This window comes from Paraliobacillus sediminis (genome assembly GCF_003426055.1).
In genome coordinates this window covers 161,208-179,951 of sequence record NZ_QJSI01000002.1, presented here as the reverse complement: position 1 = coordinate 179,951, position 18,744 = coordinate 161,208, and the positions used below count along the sequence as shown (strand labels likewise).

The window sequence follows — 18,744 nt, the reverse complement described above, 5'->3', positions numbered from 1 at the left end:
TATTTTATAATTTATATCTATTGACTTCGACTGTTAAGTCTTTTGCCACATTTATTAAGTCTTCTGTATGACTAGACATCTCTTCCATTGCGCTGCCTATTTCTTTAATTAAAGCTGTTATGATACGTCGTTTTTCCAAAACATAACTATTAATTTATTTCGCTACATGCATAATTACATCGTAGATTTTACAAACTAATCAAAAAAGGAGTAGCTATATATATATGGAAAAGCATACCGATCTATCAGCACATATAGAGGCAAATATGGAACATGCTATTGCAGAAGAAATTACTGATGATATTGCACTTTATCGTACATTAGTATCAAATGTTTATATGCTTGGTAAACCATCTGAACAGAATTGGATCCTGATTGATACCGGTATTGCTCATTATCATGAGCGAATTATTGCTGCAGCAGAAAAACGTTTTAACACTATTCCACCAAAAGCTATTATACTGACACATGCTCATTTTGATCATGTCGGATCCGCAAAAAAATTAGCTAAGCATTGGGATATATCTGTTTATGTACATCCTAAGGAATTGCCCTTTGTTGATGGAACAAGTGAGTATCCACCAGCTGATCCAACTGTTGGCGGTGGCTTACTGTCTTTATTATCGCCAGTCTTTCCTACTGATGCAGTGAATTTAAAACATTTAGCTAAGACATTATCTGAGGATGGAACACTTCCATTCCTTGATGGTTGGAAATATTTCCATACACCTGGACACACACCTGGACATATTTCGCTATTTCGAGAAACTGATAAGATTTTAATTGCAGGCGACGCTGTTACAACAGAAAACCCTGAATCAAGTTTGGCCATATTTTTACCACTTATTAAACTATATGGACCTCCTGCTTATTTCACACATGACTGGGAAGATGCAGAAAAGTCAGTTCAAACCCTTGCGAAATTAAAGCCAAAATTACTCTTAACTGGACATGGATTACCGATGAAAGGTGAAGAATTAAGCGAAGGCTTCAAAAAATTAACAACTGAATTTTATGACATTGCAATACCAAAACACAAAAGAAACTAGAAATGACCATTTAGCCATATAACCACCTTTCAAAAAGTTCTTGCAACTCCTTATGTATTAGTGTACTATTCAAATAGTACACTAACACACAAGGAGTTGTTTTATTATATGCACCCATTTTTAGGGTTATTAAAAAAGGATTATCGATTATCTAGATCCAATCTACTAACATTTTCTGTATTATTAGTCTTACTATTAATAGTTGGAGTCATCGTCTCATCTTACACCAAACAACCAGCAGGGACTTTAGCTATACTTCTATTAGCTGGCTTTTCAATGATTGGATTCATACCTGGCATGATGCTTTCTTTTTTAACGAAAGAAGGTAAAAATCAAATGTGGTTATATAGCCCACGTTCAAGTTACACCTTATTGTTCTCCAAATTATTATTGTTAATAATCTATCAAGCATTACTTCAATTTATATTAATTGGATATCTGGCATTTAGCATGTATTTTTTTGGAGTTGACGTCTATCAACAATTAGATATTTCCGCTTTTATTCAGTTAGGTAGCTTTCTATATTTTTTTGCTATCGGAATAGGTCTTTATTTAACCGGCTGGGTCACCCTTTATTGGATGATATACCACAGTTTAAGTAACTATCCAAAAGTGCGCTATTTTAGATGGTTACTTATTATCTTGATTTTCTTTTCTTATAACATCTTAGAAACCTTGCTGCTAAAAATAGCCTGGATAAGTGATTTAATAACGCGTTATCACTTCTCTATCACTTCTAATCCATTTCTGGACTATGATGGTGCACTTTGGAATATCGTATTTGAGAATATACAGGTTCCCCTTATTCCTGTTATTTATTACCTCTTACTGACAGGGTTGCTCTATTATCTGTCAGCACGATTGTTATCTAAGAAGGTAGAGGTGTAAAGCATGTCAAAGGAATTTCAGTCATCAAAGCCAATTTACATGCAAATTGTTGATCAAGTTGTTATAGATATTTTACAAGGAAAACAAAAATCCCCTGAAAAATTACCATCGGTTCGTGATATGGCAGTCAAAATGGGAGTTAATCCAAACACTATCCAACGTGCATACGGGGAATTAGAAAGGATGAATGTTGTGGAAACAAGGAGAGGTCAAGGAACATTTGTAATTGAAAACAATGCATTACTAGAAGATATAAAATTAAGCCTGCAAGAAGAGATCATCGAAGATTTTATTAATAAAATGAATAAAATTGGGGTCAAACAAACAGAAATAATAACCCAAGTACACCATTTTTTAAATAGGGGGATTTAATGTGACTTTACAATTGAACAACGTCACGAAACATTATGGAAAGGAATTCGCATTGAAAGATGTAAGTCTTTCGCTAGAAAAGGGTAAAATTTATGGCCTCGTAGGTCCGAATGGTAGCGGGAAATCAACCACATTAAAAATGATGACAGGACTCTCCTTTCCAAATAAAGGTACTATAACATTAAATGGAGCGCCTATCACCCGCAAAACAGCAGCAGATGTTGCTTATTTGACAGAGTTAGATATGTTCTATGAGACATTTACTGTTCAAGAAACTGTAGATTACGTTGCTAGTCAATTCAGTAATTTTAATTTGGAAAAGGCCCGGGCATTATTGATTGATTTAAAGCTCGATGCAACGAAAAAGGTAAAAACGTTATCCAAAGGGAACCGTGGTCGATTAAAACTTGTAACGGCTTTAGCACGAGAAACAGGAGCAATTTTATTAGATGAACCATTTTCTGGATTAGATCCAATGGTTCGCGAAGCTACTGTTAAAAGTCTATTGCAATACGTAGACCTAGACCAACAAGTACTCATTATTGCGACGCATGAAATAATCGAAATCGAGCCTTTATTAGATGAAGTTATTGCACTACATTATGGTGATATAATCGGACAGGAAAATGTCGAAGTTTTGCGTGAGGAACAAGGTCTATCCGTACTAAATTGGTTTAAAGAAATCGTAAGACGTGTAGAGGTGGAGAAATAATGGGAGTAGTACTTTCTTTAGAGAATGTAACCAAGATAATAAATCGCAAGACAATCATTGACGACATTAGCCTTACAGTTGAAGAAGGTGAAGTCTTCGGTTTTTTGGGACCAAATGGTGCTGGCAAAACAACAACGATTCGTATGATCGTAGGTTTAATGAAAATCACCAGTGGGGATATTGCAATTTGTGGAAACAGTGTGAAGACCAATTTTGAAGATGCCGCAAAGCAAATCGGCGCCATTGTAGAAAACCCTGAAATGTACAAACATCTATCCGGCTATCAAAATTTATTGCAGTATGCCCGGATGCATAAACAAGTTACGAAAGAAAAGATAAAAGAAGTAATTGATTTGGTTGGATTATCAACGCGAATTAATGACAAGGTCAAAACCTACTCTTTAGGAATGAGACAACGGCTTGGAATGGCTCAATGTCTCTTGCATGATCCGAAACTATTGATATTAGATGAGCCGACAAACGGATTAGATCCTGCTGGCATTAGAGAGATTAGAGAGCACTTAAGCTATTTGACCAAAGAAAGGAACATGAGTGTCATTGTTTCTAGCCACTTATTAGCTGAAATGGAAATGATGTGTGATCGTATAGCAATTATACAGCAAGGAAAAATAATAGATGTTCACAATATGAACGCATCTACTACTGATGAAAAGACAACACATTTTATTGAAACAAGCGAGCTAGATACTGCTTCTAATTGGTTAAATGAAAATTGGCAAGTAAGCTATCAAACAGGCGGATTTACCGTTCAAGCAACAAAAGTAGAGATTGCAGTCATACTAAAAAAACTGATTGATTCTGAAATTAGTGTTTACGGTACAAAGCAATTAACAAAGACTTTAGAAGACCGTTTTTTAGAGGTTACTTCTACTTCTGAAAGGAGCCAATATTAATGGTAAATCTCGTCGTAAATGAGTGGGTAAAAATTATCCGTAAAAAGAGCACCCTAATTATGATAGGATGTATGATTCTATTTGTAATTGGATTTGCCGGAATATTAAAATATACTGAAACAGCAAATGAACAAGCACACGACACGAATTGGAAACAAGCAGTTGAAACACAAATTAGTTCTGATCAAGCGGCATTAGGTGCGAATGCTAATGCACGTATGGATATGTTTTACGAACGAAATATTGCGATTAATGAATACCGAATTGAAAATAACATTCCACCAAATCAAGAAACTCATCTATGGACATTTGTTGATGAAGCCAAGACGATTATCAGTTTTGCAGGCTTATTCACCATTATTATTGCAGCAGGTATGGTCGCTAATGAATTTTCTAGTGGAACAATAAAACTATTACTAATTCGACCAATAAGTCGCATGAAAATTTTACTATCGAAATATATAACTGTTATTCTCTTCGGACTAATGATGATTGGTATTATCTACCTTACATCCAGCCTTGTGGGTATGCTATTTTTCGGCTTTCCTATGACAGATATTGCACACTTAGCCTATCAAAATGGTGAAGTAATCGAGAAAAATATCGCACTACACCTTATTAGCCAATACCTATTATATTCGATTGATTTATTAATGATCACAACGATGGCCTTTATGATCTCAGCTGTATTTCGAAGTAATTCATTTGCAATTGGCATTTCGCTATTCTTATTTTTTATTGGTGGAAATGCAACCATGCTATTGGCAACGAAATTTGAATGGGCGAAATACATCTTATTTGCTAATACAAATCTAAGCATTTATTTTGATGGTACACCACCAATTGAGTCAATGACATTACCTTTTTCCATTATCATGTTACTAATTTATTTTGTTATTTTTCAAATATTAGCGTTTACTATTTTTCAAAAACGTGATGTTACTGCTTAATCTAAAAATAATGCTACGCTTTTTGAAGAGCGTAGCATTATTTTTTAGTTAATCAATTTGAAATTTATCGATCATCTGATTTAACTCATTTGATAATTTTTGTAATATATCGGCTTGTTCTGATAGATTATCGACAGCGGCTTGTTGTTGTGCAATAGAACCTGATGTTTCTTCTAAATTAGCTGCATTCTCTTCTGATACAGATGCAATTTGGGTTATACCTTCATTTATCTCATTGCTGTTTTCTTCAATTCCTTTAAGGTTGTTTCCAACTGACTCAATTCGTTTATTCATTTGGATGATTTCCTCTTTAATTGTTAAAAAGTACGTAGCTGATTCTTTTATTTGTGTGACACCTTTATCAGCTTGTTGATACGCACCATCCAAAGAGACAGCTAAAGATTTGGATTCTTTCTGCATTTGATTAATTACTTCAGCAATGTCTACTGCCGATAGACTAACTTGTTCAGCTAACTTCCTAATTTCATCCGCCACGACGGAAAAACCTTTCCCTGCTTCACCTGCTCTTGCAGCTTCAATCGCTGCATTCAGCGCTAACAGATTCGTCTGTTCCGTTATGTTATTAATTACTACTGTTAAATCAGATACCGCTTGTGATTGTTTTTCTAAACCTTTAACCTTGTCAACAGCATTTTTCACTTCATGATTAATCACTTCAATTTGATTAATTGATTCTTTCATTTGCTTTGTACCTTCATTAGAAATATTCCACACACTTTCTGAAGACTTCTCTAATAATTCGGACTCTTGCTTTACATTGCTAATTTGCTGATCTAAATGTTGTTCTGCAGATGCAATATCTGTTGATGAATTTGCTTGTTCTTCCGATCCACTAGCTAATTCCTGCATAGTAGATGTCAATTGCTGACTACCCGTTTGAATAGCATTACTTATCTTTTGTAATGTATTACTTTGTGAACCAATTCGATTAGATGCATCACCTGTGTGCTTAATCGTATCTCGCAAGTTATCAATCATTTGATTCATTGCTTCAGTAAGTTCTCGAACCTCACCACGTCCTTTGACCTCTATTTTCTTATTCAACTCACCGTCAGCAACCTTTAACGATCGATTACGTAATGTTATTAATGGATTTGCAATACTTCTAGCAATAAAGAAAGATAATAAAATTACTATAATAAGTGTTATAGCACCGATAATTAAAATGATTTCCCCGACTTTTTCAATAGAATCTAAGGCTATTGCAGTAGGCTCACTTACAATTAGTGACCAATTAAACCCTGTAAAATCTTGATAACCTGCACTTTTTGCATATCCTATAATTGCGTCATTGTTTATACTATCTTTTGCTTTAATAAACCCTGCATCACCAGGAGTAGCTACATTTAATTCAGTGAAAATTTGAGATGATTGATCAACTTCTTCAGCCCCTGTTTCCACATCCGTACTTGCACTAGAAACAGTATCAGCAACTTTTTCACCATCTTGATTTACTAATTCAACCATGACATTTTCACTTGAAATAGTATTAACATCATTCCAAATATGTTCAACATTAAACTTTGCTTGCATCATTCCGACGCGTTCACCCTTATCAATTCGAACATTAATTTCGATTACATAGCTATCCAGATCAGCATCATAGACAACTTCGGAAAAGGATAAACCATTTTCAATTGCTTCCTTCCATTCCGCTGTGTCCCTTTCTATTGTTAACTCCTCGCTTCTACCATTTCGGCTAATCACATTACCGTCACTATCCGAAACAGACAAAGAAGAGAAATAACTTAATGTTTCTAATTGTTGATCTAGATAATTTTCAATTTGATCATTACTATCTACAGCACCTAATACTGAAGGCGCAGTTGCCATTATTTGAACATCTCTTACTCTTTCATACATTGTTCGATCTAATTTCTCCATATTAACTCGTGCATAATCTTTTACTTTATTACCAACTTCATTTTCTAGCGATGTTGCTGCTTGATTATAAGAAAATAAACCAACAACAATTATTGGAACTAAAGCAATCATACTAAAATAAATAATTAATGTACTCCTTATACCTCTATTTAAGAATTTTTCTTTCCATTTCCTAATCATGCATCCCAGTCCTTTTATCTCTATGTATTTGTCTATTAACAAAAAATAGAAGCAAATCCTCAATTTTCTGTTAGAAAACTATTCGAATTATACTATAGAATAGATCTTCCTTAGGTGACGTTTCTGTGAAATATCGTTTATTAGACTAAAAAGTTTTATTTTACATATATTTGGACATTATTTTGACACGAATAAAAATAGATTTAGCCATGGTTTCTAAAAGATTGACGATTATTACGAAAGAAGTACGATGTCTCTTCAATTTAGGATTAGCTCCCAAAGTTGCATAACAAAAAGAACCTACTCCCAAAATGTAGATGGTAGTAGGCTCTATTAGTATTTAAGGTAACACATTTCCTGCTGAACGATATATCTCATACCATTCTTCTCTTGTTAAAGTAATGTGTGAAGCTTTTTCAATATCAGCTAGTCGCTGTGGATTCATTGTACCAACAACTGGTTGAATTTTAGCTGGGTGACGTAAAATCCAAGCAATCGCTATCGCTGAATCAGTTACCCCTTTTTTCTCTGCTATTTCTTGTATCTTTTCATTCACTTCTGGAAAGTCTTTATTACCAACAAACACACCTTTAATCATGCCATATTGGAATGGTGACCAAGCCTGTACAGTTATATCGTGTAAACGACAATACTCTAAAACACTGTTCTCCCGATCAGTTGCTTTATCATGTTGCATATTAACATTTAAACCAGCATCTATCATTGGTGTGTGCATAATACTTAGTTGAAGCTGATTAATGATTAAATCATCTTTTAAATACTTCTTTAGTAATTCTATCTGCATCGGATTTTGGTTACTAACACCAAAATAGTTTACTTTACCACTATTTTTCAACCTCGTGAAAGTCTCTGCTACTTCTTCCGGCTCCATTAAAGCGTCTGGACGATGTAATAGTAGAATATCAAGATAATCTGTGTTTAAGCGTTTTAAACTTCCTTCAACTGAAGATGTAATATGTTCCTTAGAGAAATCAAAAAAACCATTTCGAATACCGCATTTTGATTGTATGATCATCTTTTCTCTTATTAACGGGTTCATTTCAATTGCATCAGAAAAAACCTCTTCTGACTTTCCACCACCATAGATATCAGCATGATCAAATAAATTCACGCCTAGATCCATTGCGTTTTCGATAACTAGTCTCGCATCCTTTTTAGAAAGCGCATCCATACGCATACAACCTAAAGATATTTCTCCAACTTCTAAATCACTTGTACCTAATTTTATTCTGTTCATCAAAACACCTCTTTTACTATAGTATCTCTATTCTATCATGTTCTGTTAAAAAGAGTACACAATTAGTATAATACTCATTCACGCAAAAAAATCATCCAGAAATATGGATGATTTTTCACTAATATATTGGCGTTGTATCAACTGATATGTTTTCTAAAATCTCTTTAACATGTGACATGAATTTGCCGGAAATGACGCCATCTAATATACGATGATCTAACGAAAGACAAAGGTTGACCATATCACGTGCCGCAAACATATCATCAATAATGATAGGCCTTTTTACAATTGATTCCACTTGTAATATTGCTGCTTGTGGGTAGTTTATCACTCCCATAGATTGAACTGAACCAAATGAACCCGTATTATTAACAGTAAAGGTACCACCTTCCATGTCTCGTTGTGTTAAATTACCATTACGTGCTTTCATTGCTAAGGCGTGAATTTCTTTTGCTATTCCTTTAATGCTTTTCTCGTCAACATTTTTAATCACTGGTACAAATAGTTCTTTTTCATGTGCAACTGCAATTGATAAATTAATTGCTTTATGTTGAATAATTTTATTTCCGGCCCATGAACTATTCAATTCTGGGTATTTTTTTAATGCCTTTGCTACAGCATTTAGGAAAAAAGCAAAGTAGGATAAGTTGTATCCTTCATTCTCTTTAAATTTTGTTTTTTCTGCATCACGATATTTAACAAGGTTGGTAACATCAACTTCTATCATCATCCAAGCATGCGGTATTTCTGTTGTAGAACGAACCATATTATTCGCTATTGCTTTTCTGATACCAGTTACCGGAATTTCTTTGTCACCAATTGCTGTTTCTACCGCAAGTTTCTCATCATTTTTCACAGAACTGACTTCCTCAACTTCTTTTTCAACGGTTGATTCATCTGTAGGAGATGGATTTGCAATCGTTCTTTCCAAATCTTTACGTGTTATTCTGCCCCCACGTCCGCTTCCTTTTACTGTGTTTAAATCAATATTATTTTCTTGCGCTAAACGCATAACAGCAGGAGAATAACGTGTTTTCATTGATGTATCAGTTTGTGTTGCTCTTATTTGATCTTCCTCTTTATCTTGTTGTACCCGCTCATCTTTAACTTCCGATCCACTATCTTCTACTTCGATATAACACATTAATTCACCAATAGCTAATACTTGTTCTTCATCTGCAACTAATTCTTTAATCGTTCCAGTAAAAGAAGACGGTACTTCTGCATTCACTTTATCTGTCATTACTTCTGCAATCGGGTCATACTTTTCCACATGGTCTCCAACTTGCACAAGCCAATTACTTACCGTTCCTTCTGTCACACTTTCACCAAGTTGAGGCATTGTAATTTTTTCGAGAATCAAAACGCATCCCCTCCTTTTTTATTCATTTCTTAAAATAATGCAAGTTCTCTCATCGCCACTTCCACTTTCTCAGAATTAATCATAAACTCTTTCTCCAATGGAGGGGCATATGGCATAGCTGGAACATCTGGACCCGCTAACCGCTTGATTGGTGCATCTAAATCAAACAAGCAATGTTCACTAATAATTGCAGCTACTTCACCTATAATGCTTCCCTCTTTGTTATCTTCCGTAACCAACAATACTTTTCCAGTTTTTGAAGCTGCTTCTTTTATCGCTTCCTGATCTAATGGATATACAGTACGCAAGTCTAATATGTGTGCTTCAATACCTTCTTCAGCTAATTTTGCAGCAGCTTCTAATGCAAAATGAATACATAAGCCATACGTAATAACTGTAATATCTGATCCTTCTCTTTTTACATCAGCTTTTCCAATTGGAACAGTATAATCTGTTTCTGGTACTTCCCCTTTAATTAACCGGTAAGCGCGTTTATGTTCTAAAAAAAGTACAGGATCGTTATCACGAATTGCAGCTTTCAATAATCCTTTTACATCATATGGAGTAGATGGCATAACAATTTTTAAACCTGGCTGATTGGCAAAAATAGCTTCAATAGATTGTGAATGATATAATGCGCCATGCACACCTCCACCATAAGGAGCACGAATTGTAATTGGACAACTCCAATCATTATTCGACCGATAACGAATCTTAGCCGCTTCAGAAATTATTTGGTTAACTGCCGGAAGAATAAAGTCAGCAAATTGCATTTCAGCAACAGGACGCATCCCATACATAGCTGCACCAATTCCAACACCAGCAATTGCTGATTCAGCTAGAGGTGTATCAATAACTCTCTCTTCTCCAAATTCATCATATAAACCTGCTGTAGCACGAAAAACACCACCATTTATACCAATGTCTTCCCCTAAAACAAATACTTTACTATCTCGTTTCATTTCTTCCTGTAATGCCTGTGTAATTGCTTGGATATAAGATATTACTGCCATTATAATCCTCCTCCCTTACTTCTTTTCATAAACATAATCATAAATTGATGATGGATCTGCATAAGCAGCAGCTTCTGCGTAATCTGTAGCGTCATTTATAATTTGTTTTAATTCTTCTTCAAGCTCTTTTTCTTTTGATTCTGTTAAAATGCCTTGTTCACGTAGATAGACCGCAAAAGTTAGCACACCATCTTTACTCTTTGCCTCTTTTACTTCTTCTTTCGTACGGTAAATACTATCGTCGTCATCACTTGAATGTGGTGTTAATCGATAAGATAACGTTTCAATTAAACTAGGTCCCATACCATTTCTAGCACGATCAGCAGCCTCTTTAACAGCCTGATATACTGCCAATGGATCATTACCATCTACTGTTACACCTGGCATGCCATATCCAATTGCCCGATCTGATATTTTCTCACAGGCTACTTGTTTACTTAATGGTACTGAAATAGCATACTGATTATTTTCCACCATTAAAATGACAGGCAACTTTTGTACACTAGCAAAATTCGCACCTTCATGAAAGTCTCCCTGATTTGAAGAACCCTCTCCTAACGTAACAAAACTAACAATACCTTTTTTCTCTATTTTAGCTGCTAATGCAATACCAACAGCATGTGGAACTTGTGTCGTTACAGGCGATGAACTAGTTAACATGCGATTTTTCTTTTGACCAAAATGACCTGGCATCTGGCGTCCACCTGAATTAGGGTCTTCCGCTTTTGCAAAGGCTTGTAACATCAAGTCACGAGCCGTCATGCCAAGCGCTAGGACTACACCAACATCCCGATAATACGGAGCTGAATAATCCTTCGTACGATCTAAAGCAAACGCAGCACCTACTTGTTGCGCTTCTTGACCTTGACATGAGACCACAAATGGAATTTTCCCTGCACGATTTAATAACCACATACGTTCATCGATTCTTCTTGCTAACAAAATAGTTCGATACATCTCAAATACTTCATCGTCTGTTAAACCTAAAGAAATATGACGGTTTTCTCTCATGATAACTCCTCCTTCTTGCTTATCCATGAATTTTCACTCCATCTACATCTAATGCAGCTTCAGCTATGGCTTCAGCTAAAGACGGATGTGGGTGAATAGTTTCCCCAATTTCCCATGGGGTGGCATCTAAAACTTTGGCTAATCCCGCCTCCGATATTAACTCTGTTACATGCGGTCCTATCATATGAACACCTAATAAGTCGTTTGTTTTCTTATCTGCTATTATCTTTACAAATCCATCTGACTCACCGTAAACAAGCGCTTTACCAATTGCTTTAAAACTAACCTTACCAGACTTCACTTGAAAACCCTCGTCTTTCGCCTGTTTTTCAGTTAAACCAACGCTTGCCACTTCTGGATTTGAATAGATGCATGTAGGAATATTCCGATAATCAAGTTGAATTGGCTTATTACCTACAATGTGTTCTACTGCGTGTTTACCTTCATGTGACGCAACATGGGCAAGCTGCATTCCACCGATACAATCCCCAATTGCGTATATATGTGATTCCTTTGTTTGAAAATCTTTATTTATTTTAATTGAGCTAGACGCATCTAACTGAATATCCGTATTTTCTATTCCTATTTGAGTTGTATTTGGTTCTCTTCCAATTGCAACTAGCATTTGAACAGCGGTTAATACAATCTGCTCATTTTTGTAATTAACTTGAATTGTTACATTATCAGCTTTTTCTACTGTTTTACTTAGCACTTTTGCATTTGTCATAATCTTAATACCTTTTTTCTTTAATAAACGCTGCATTTCTTTTGCAATTTCGTTATCCTCTGTCGGTAAAATTTGTTCGGCATACTCTACTAACGTGACATTCACATCAAAATCTGCCAGCATGGATGCCCATTCTACACCGATAACCCCTGCACCAACTATAATAATTGATTTTGGTAATGCCTTCATGTTCAACGCCTCATCTGAAGTTAGGATATGTGTTCCATCTGGTTCCAATCCCTTGATAATCTTTGGTTTTGAACCTGTTGCAATAATTAAATTCTTACTGATCAACATTTCATTATCAGAACCATCTTTCATCTCTACAGAAACAGTACCTGCTGTTGGCGAGAAGATAGAAGGACCAAGAACTCTACCTATTCCATCATATATGTCGATTGCACCCTTTTTCATCAGTCCGATTACACCTTGATGCAATTGATTAACAATTTGCTGCTTACGGTCTTGCACTTTCAAAAAGTCCAGATTAATATCAGAAGTATTAATGCCAAATTGTTCTGCATCTTTGGTCTGTTTATACACTTCTGCACTTCTTAATAATGCTTTTGAAGGGATGCACCCTTTGTGTAAACATGTACCACCAAGCTTATCCTTTTCGACAATGGCAGTCTTTAATCCTAGTTGAGAAGCACGGATGGCGGCTACATATCCACCTGTACCACCTCCTAGTATGACTAGGTCATAATTTTTGGCCATAAAAAAACCTCCCTAATGTAACTTTTTTAATAAAACACTCTATGTAAGCAGGTAATAGAAGACCATTACCAATTAGTTATCAGAATCCTTCTTCTCTATAATATTCTTCTAGGTAGAAAAGGTCAACTAGATGTTTTCTTATTAAAAAGTGTTTTTCTCAGAAATCACTTTAGATAAGCAATCTGAGAAAAACATTTTCTAATTATTTTTTCATGTTAACGTCTACTAATAACATGATGTTCATTTTGTAAGAATGTACTTCGAGAATTACGTAAACTCGCTATTCTTTCCTCTGCCATTCTTTCGGCTGCAATGTAAGTAGGAATATTGTCGCGTTTTGAAATAGCAAAAACCGTTTCTAGATTATCATATATCTTATCAACATGTTTCATTGCTCTTTCGCGATTATAACCGTTAAGTTCGTCGGCTATATTAATTACACCTCCAGCATTAATAACAAAATCAGGTGCATATAAAATACCTTTTTGATGTAATAAATCACCATGCTTGTCTAGTTCTAGTTGATTATTTGCCGCCCCTGCAACAATTTTTGCATTTAATTTAGGTATTGTTTGATCATTTAATGTTGCTCCTAGCGCACATGGAGCGTAGATATCACAATCAACGGAATAAATTTCATCTAGTCCAACAGCTCTAGCACCAAATGCATCTACTGCTCTTTGAACAGCTTCTTCATTTATATCTGTAACAATTAATTGTGCTCCCTCATCATGTAAATATTCACAAAGTGTGTAGGCAACACTCCCTACCCCTTGAATGGCAACTTTTTTTCCTGCTAATATATCTGTTCCAAACACTTCTTTTGCGCTTGCCTTTATTCCTTTATAAACGCCATATGCTGTTACTGGCGAAGGATTACCCGATGAACCAAAAGCAGGTGATATGCCAGCCACATAATTTGTTTCTTCATGAATAATATCCATGTCTTCTACCGTTGTACCAACATCTTCGGCTGTAATATATCTACCATTTAAACCCTGAATATAACGCCCGAATGCACGAAACATTGCTTCATTTTTATCTTTTTTCGGATCACCTATTATGACTGTTTTACCTCCGCCTAGATTTAAACCTGCCGCAGCGTTTTTATAGGTCATTCCTTTTGCTAATCGAAGAGCATCTTCAATTGCTGCTCCTTCAGATGCGTAAGTCCACATCCTTGTCCCACCCAAAGCAGGTCCAAGTGTTGTATCGTGAATAGCGATGATCGCTTTCAAACCAGATTCTTTATCTTGACAAATAACAAGTTGTTCATAGTCGTACTTTTCCATATAAGAAAAAATTTCCAAAGTTGATCCTCCTTAAGTAATGAGTAAACTCATTGCTCTCCTTACTCTCCTTACTAACATCATGCAATTTTCGTGCAAGTTATGTATGGGATAGTATTAGAAAAAATATGCACCCAACGCAATTTATTCTTTGTTCTTATTTGTAATCATAGCTTTTACACCATGAATTTGCAAAAGAAACCTCTTCTACTGGCTTAAAACAAAAATGACACATTACATATTACTGTAATGTGTCATTTTTGTTAGCTTAATTTTCTTCTACGAAAAATATTTCATATAATGATTGCACTGCTCTCTTAACGCCTTCTTCTTTCACACCAAACATCATTGACGTTTCAGAAGATCCTTGGTTAATCATCTCTAAATTAACATTTGCACGTAAAAATGCTTCTGTTGCTTTAGCCGCTATACCAACTGAGCTATTCATTGATTCTCCAACAATCATAATTAATGCAAGATCTCTTTCTATATAGACTTGATCAGGATCTAATTCATCTTTTATACGTTTAATAATCTTTTCTTCTTTAGCTTCTGATAACTCACTCTCACGAATAATGACTGACAAATCATCAATACCAGATGGTGTATGCTCAAAAGATATACCTTCGTCTTCTAATATATGCAGTAAACGACGACCAAAACCTAACTCTCTATTCATCAAATACTTACTAACATATAAACTTAGGAAACCAATATCACTAGCAATCCCTACAACCGGATTACCATTTGGCTCTTTTTGTGAAACAATAATGGTCCCAAGTCCGTCTGGATTATTGGTATTTTTAATACAAACAGGAATACTTGCTTTAAAGGCTGGTATAAGTGCTTCATCATGAAAAACGGAAAACCCCGCATAGGATAATTCTCGCATTTCTTTATACGTTAATGACGTAATCTCCTTAGGATTATCAACAATGGTTGGGTTAACGCAATAAACCGAGTCAACATCGGTAAAGTTTTCATACAAATCTGCTTTCACTCCAGCTGCAACGATTGACCCAGTAATATCTGAACCACCTCGAGAGAAAGTAACTAATTTACCCTCTTTTGTATAGCCAAAAAAGCCAGGAATTACTACTATTTCTTTTCGATCACGTAATTTATATAATAGCTCAAAACTTTCATCTAAAATTTGAGCACTACCCGGTTCATCACTTAAGATAATGCCAGCTTCTTTTGGATTTAAATAGCTTGCTTCTACTCCAAGTGATTGTAAATAGGCACTAAGTATTTTAGCTAGCGAATCTTCACCAATTGATTTAATCGCTTCTAATTTAAGTTCTTTTTGATAATCACTAGCAAAAACGGATGCAATATCATCTTTTATCTCTCCTAGAATACGATCCGATAAATTTAATTCTGTTGTAATCGAGCTAAATCGCAATAAAACTTCATCTAATTGCTTTTGATGCGGCTCATTTGCTAGATAAGCTTCCCCTAGTTTAATGAGAAGATCGGTTACTTTATTATCTTCAGAAAACCTCTTTCCTGGTGCTGATACTACAATTGCTTTTCTATCTGCATCTGCTTGAATAATTTGTGCAACTTTTTTTAATTGCGAAGCACTAGCAACTGAACTTCCTCCAAATTTCGATACTTTCATATTTAAAACCTCTCCATTTATATTTTTCTATGTCATTAAAAATATTATCATACTTTCAATTAAATTGTTATAATAAAATTCTGATTATTCAAGACCATGTACGAGAATTACTGAGTTGAGCTGTTTAGAACACTACAAACAAGATATTTTCTTCATTAATCTTGTTATATTACGTTTAACAGCAAAATATATTAAAAAAAGACCTTGAATGATGTACAAGGTCTTACTGCATGTTATTTGGTTATAAACATTTGAGTCCAATATTTTCCGTCTTCAACATAACCGACACCTATATGAGTGAAATCACCTAATATATTTTTGCGATGTCCTGGACTATTCATCCAAGCTGTTACGACTTCTTGTGGCGTGCGCTGACCTCTCGCAATATTTTCTGCTGCTCTTTGGTATGATATTCCGAAATTCTCCATCATCGCAAACGGAGATCCATATGTGGGACTTGTATGAGAAAAGTAATTCTTATCAAGCATGTCCACAGACTTATATCTTGCAACACGTGACAACTCCCAGTTAGGTCGTAAAGCAGATAGTCCATTTTTTGCTCGTTCTTGATTGGTTAATTGAATAACCAAGTGTTCTGTATGTTTTATTGCGTCAATTATTGGTATGGCTATTTTTTGGTTCGGGTAAATAAGATCTGGATTATCAATAGATGGATTGGCCTCAATAATTTCAGTAACACCTATCTTATATTTCATCGCAATTCTCCACATCGAATCTCCAGGTTGAACTGTATACGTATCTTCCGCCAATACAGAAGCAGGTAATAAAAAGCTTAAAACGACTAAAAAGAATAGTACTTTTTTCATAAAAATCCTCCTTTTTTGGTTAAGTTACCGCAAAATGAAGAATTTATACATTCATTCAAAATTATTATGACGTAAGGGCGATTATACACCATCGTTCCAATAAACCCCCAAAAGCATAAGTTCATTTAAATAAATTCTATTTCTTTTAAAAATCCTTCTGTTTTTTGAATGGTATCTTGATAAAATTCATTATTATTTCTTCCAAAATGGAAAAAACCATGTTCCATCTTGTCATATTCTATAAAAGTTATCTCGTTTCCTTTTTCAACCATACGTTGAATAAATTCTTTGTTTTGTTCATAATCTATATCCACAGTTCCACAAAACCAAATAGTTTTTGGTAAGCACTTCTTTATGTGGTGTATGGGAGATAATTCTATCGATTCATCAAGCAATTCAGGGTAACGTCTTTTCATTATATCAACACCATCCATGCCACCTGCAAAAACAACTAGAGCATTTGGAACATTGTCTGTGCTAAGATTATCAGTTTCATTATTCAATTCTTTGAACATAATAGAGGATACAGATATATATGCACCTGCAGATGAGCCGCATACAACAATTTTATTTGGGTCTACTCCTAAATAAGCATAATTTTCTCTAACCGAACGAACAGCCGATTTAACATCTTGAATTGCTTGAATTGGAGTAAATCCTTCGTCAGCGCCATTTCTATAATCAACGCATGCTGTTATCATGCCTTTGGAAGCGAAATATTTAGCTTGCTCCTGAAACCTAGCTGGACTGTTTGGGTCTTTACTAAAACTACCTCCGATAAAAAATAAAATAATCGATCCATTTTTTTGAGAACTTTCTGATTCAAATATATAAAATTTCAACTTTCTTTCACCTATAACTTTATATGTAAATTCTTTCACTGGATAATCGAATATAATCTCCCGCATGATCAATACCCCTTTCTATCCTACAATAAAATCTGAATTATCGTTTCAACATATGCTTGATAATAATTTTTTACTCTTTCAATAAGCTTATGCTGTTAGAAAATCCTTTAATGCAAAAACGCCCTCCTTTATGGGAATTTAGTAATTCCGACAAAGAAGGACGCTTGTGAGTATCCGTACATAGTTTATAGCCCTGTTTATGCGTAACTATACGTCAAAAAACTGTCATACAACCGCTTAAGATGCACGGTGTTCGATACGTAGACGATCAGCTACCATTGCAATAAATTCTGAATTAGTTGGTTTTGCTTTAGAGACATTTACGGTATAACCAAATAATGATGATATAGAATCGATATTGCCACGACTCCATGCTACTTCGATTGCATGTCGTATTGCTCTTTCAACACGAGAGGCTGTAGTATTAAATTTCTTAGCAATGTCGGGATATAAAACTTTCGTAATAGAACCCAATAATTCAATGTCATTATAGACCATTGTGATTGCTTCTCGTAAGTACATATACCCTTTAATATGAGCTGGAACACCAATTTCATGTATAATATGTGTAATATTTGCTTCTAAATCTCTTTTGTGGTTCTCTTTATTGGATTTTTGTTTTACTGCTTTATTATCTGATGTCGGTGCACCATGAACTTGTCTGATTTGGCTAGCTAAACTATCTAAATCAAAGGGTTTTAAAATAAAATAAGATGCCCCTAAATCTACTGCTTTCGTTGTTACTTCTTCCTGTCCAAATGCCGTGAGCATAATCACTCTAGGATGTTTAGGTATATCCATCTCTTTTAATTTCGCTAAAACAGCTAATCCATCCATATGAGGCATTATAATATCAAGAACCACAATATCTGGTTCGATCTCATCAAATAAACTAATACATTCCTTTCCGTTAAAAGCAGTACCAATCACTTCAATATCTGATTGACTTTCAAAATATTCCTCCATTAATTCAATTAGCTCTCTGTTATCATCTACTAAACAAACCTTAATCTTTTGCACTATATTTGCTCCTCCTT

At 34.9% G+C, this 18,744-nt stretch carries 18 protein-coding genes; 6 read left to right on the top strand and 12 right to left on the bottom strand.

Annotated elements, in window-relative coordinates; genetic code table 11:
- Positions 1 to 4: 4 nt before the first annotated feature.
- Positions 5 to 139: a hypothetical protein gene (locus D2K60_RS21110; RefSeq protein WP_275896243.1), complete on the bottom strand. Its 135-nt coding sequence runs from the start codon at positions 137 to 139 to the stop codon at positions 5 to 7.
- Between the two features lie 85 nt (positions 140 to 224).
- Here D2K60_RS21110 and D2K60_RS06885 point away from each other — a divergent pair, with 85 nt between their 5' ends.
- The 6 genes from D2K60_RS06885 to D2K60_RS06860 all read left to right on the top strand — a co-directional run bounded on the left by D2K60_RS06885 (position 225) and on the right by D2K60_RS06860 (position 4,885).
- Positions 225 to 1,049 carry an MBL fold metallo-hydrolase gene (locus D2K60_RS06885; RefSeq protein WP_117169286.1) on the top strand — a complete coding sequence of 275 codons (825 nt, stop codon included), beginning with the start codon at positions 225 to 227 and terminating at the stop codon, positions 1,047 to 1,049.
- A gap of 108 nt (positions 1,050 to 1,157) precedes the next feature.
- The gene (locus tag D2K60_RS06880) at positions 1,158 to 1,937 is read left to right on the top strand and encodes a hypothetical protein (protein WP_117169285.1); all 780 of its coding nucleotides are present in this window, start codon (positions 1,158 to 1,160) and stop codon (positions 1,935 to 1,937) included.
- A gap of 3 nt (positions 1,938 to 1,940) precedes the next feature.
- Positions 1,941 to 2,309, top strand: coding sequence for a GntR family transcriptional regulator (locus D2K60_RS21105; protein WP_117169284.1), 369 nt, complete (start codon positions 1,941 to 1,943; stop codon positions 2,307 to 2,309).
- A 1-nt stretch (position 2,310) separates the two neighbouring features.
- Positions 2,311 to 3,021, top strand: a complete 711-nt coding sequence (locus tag D2K60_RS06870; protein ID WP_117169283.1) for an ABC transporter ATP-binding protein — start codon at positions 2,311 to 2,313, stop codon at positions 3,019 to 3,021.
- Positions 3,021 to 3,935 (top strand): ABC transporter ATP-binding protein, encoded by a 915-nt coding sequence (locus tag D2K60_RS06865; RefSeq protein WP_117169282.1) that lies wholly within the window; start codon positions 3,021 to 3,023, stop codon positions 3,933 to 3,935. The genes D2K60_RS06870 and D2K60_RS06865 overlap by 1 nt, the downstream gene beginning before the upstream one ends.
- Complete coding sequence (locus D2K60_RS06860; RefSeq protein ID WP_117169281.1) at positions 3,935 to 4,885, top strand: ABC transporter permease; 951 nt, start codon at positions 3,935 to 3,937, stop codon at positions 4,883 to 4,885. Before D2K60_RS06865 ends, D2K60_RS06860 begins: the two co-directional genes overlap by 1 nt.
- Before the next feature lie 48 nt (positions 4,886 to 4,933).
- Here D2K60_RS06860 and D2K60_RS06855 read toward each other — a convergent pair whose 3' ends face one another.
- The 11 genes from D2K60_RS06855 to spo0A form a co-directional block, all read right to left on the bottom strand.
- Complete coding sequence (locus D2K60_RS06855) at positions 4,934 to 6,970, bottom strand: methyl-accepting chemotaxis protein (protein ID WP_117169280.1); 2,037 nt, start codon at positions 6,968 to 6,970, stop codon at positions 4,934 to 4,936.
- Positions 6,971 to 7,310: 340 nt separating this feature from the next.
- A complete protein-coding gene (locus D2K60_RS06850) occupies positions 7,311 to 8,228 on the bottom strand; it encodes an aldo/keto reductase (protein ID WP_117169279.1) in 918 nt (305 codons plus the stop codon).
- 118 nt (positions 8,229 to 8,346) lie between these two features.
- Complete coding sequence (locus tag D2K60_RS06845; RefSeq protein WP_117169278.1) at positions 8,347 to 9,591, bottom strand: dihydrolipoamide acetyltransferase family protein; 1,245 nt, start codon at positions 9,589 to 9,591, stop codon at positions 8,347 to 8,349.
- Between the two features lie 29 nt (positions 9,592 to 9,620).
- Complete coding sequence (locus D2K60_RS06840) at positions 9,621 to 10,604, bottom strand: alpha-ketoacid dehydrogenase subunit beta (RefSeq protein ID WP_117169277.1); 984 nt, start codon at positions 10,602 to 10,604, stop codon at positions 9,621 to 9,623.
- 15 nt (positions 10,605 to 10,619) lie between these two features.
- Positions 10,620 to 11,615, bottom strand: coding sequence for a thiamine pyrophosphate-dependent dehydrogenase E1 component subunit alpha (locus tag D2K60_RS06835; protein ID WP_117170347.1), 996 nt, complete (start codon positions 11,613 to 11,615; stop codon positions 10,620 to 10,622).
- A 19-nt stretch (positions 11,616 to 11,634) separates the two neighbouring features.
- Positions 11,635 to 13,059, bottom strand: coding sequence for a dihydrolipoyl dehydrogenase (lpdA, locus tag D2K60_RS06830; protein ID WP_117169276.1), 1,425 nt, complete (start codon positions 13,057 to 13,059; stop codon positions 11,635 to 11,637).
- 215 nt (positions 13,060 to 13,274) lie between these two features.
- Positions 13,275 to 14,351, bottom strand: a complete 1,077-nt coding sequence (locus tag D2K60_RS06825) for a Leu/Phe/Val dehydrogenase (protein ID WP_162880781.1) — start codon at positions 14,349 to 14,351, stop codon at positions 13,275 to 13,277.
- A 265-nt stretch (positions 14,352 to 14,616) separates the two neighbouring features.
- Positions 14,617 to 15,972, bottom strand: a complete 1,356-nt coding sequence (locus D2K60_RS06820) for an aspartate kinase (protein WP_117169274.1) — start codon at positions 15,970 to 15,972, stop codon at positions 14,617 to 14,619.
- Between the two features lie 233 nt (positions 15,973 to 16,205).
- Positions 16,206 to 16,799, bottom strand: a complete 594-nt coding sequence (gene safA / locus D2K60_RS06815) for a SafA/ExsA family spore coat assembly protein (RefSeq protein ID WP_117169273.1) — start codon at positions 16,797 to 16,799, stop codon at positions 16,206 to 16,208.
- 125 nt (positions 16,800 to 16,924) lie between these two features.
- Positions 16,925 to 17,707: an alpha/beta hydrolase gene (locus tag D2K60_RS06810; protein ID WP_117169272.1), complete on the bottom strand. Its 783-nt coding sequence runs from the start codon at positions 17,705 to 17,707 to the stop codon at positions 16,925 to 16,927.
- 237 nt (positions 17,708 to 17,944) lie between these two features.
- Positions 17,945 to 18,727: a sporulation transcription factor Spo0A gene (spo0A, locus tag D2K60_RS06805; protein ID WP_117169271.1), complete on the bottom strand. Its 783-nt coding sequence runs from the start codon at positions 18,725 to 18,727 to the stop codon at positions 17,945 to 17,947.
- Between the last annotated feature and the right edge of the window lie 17 nt (positions 18,728 to 18,744).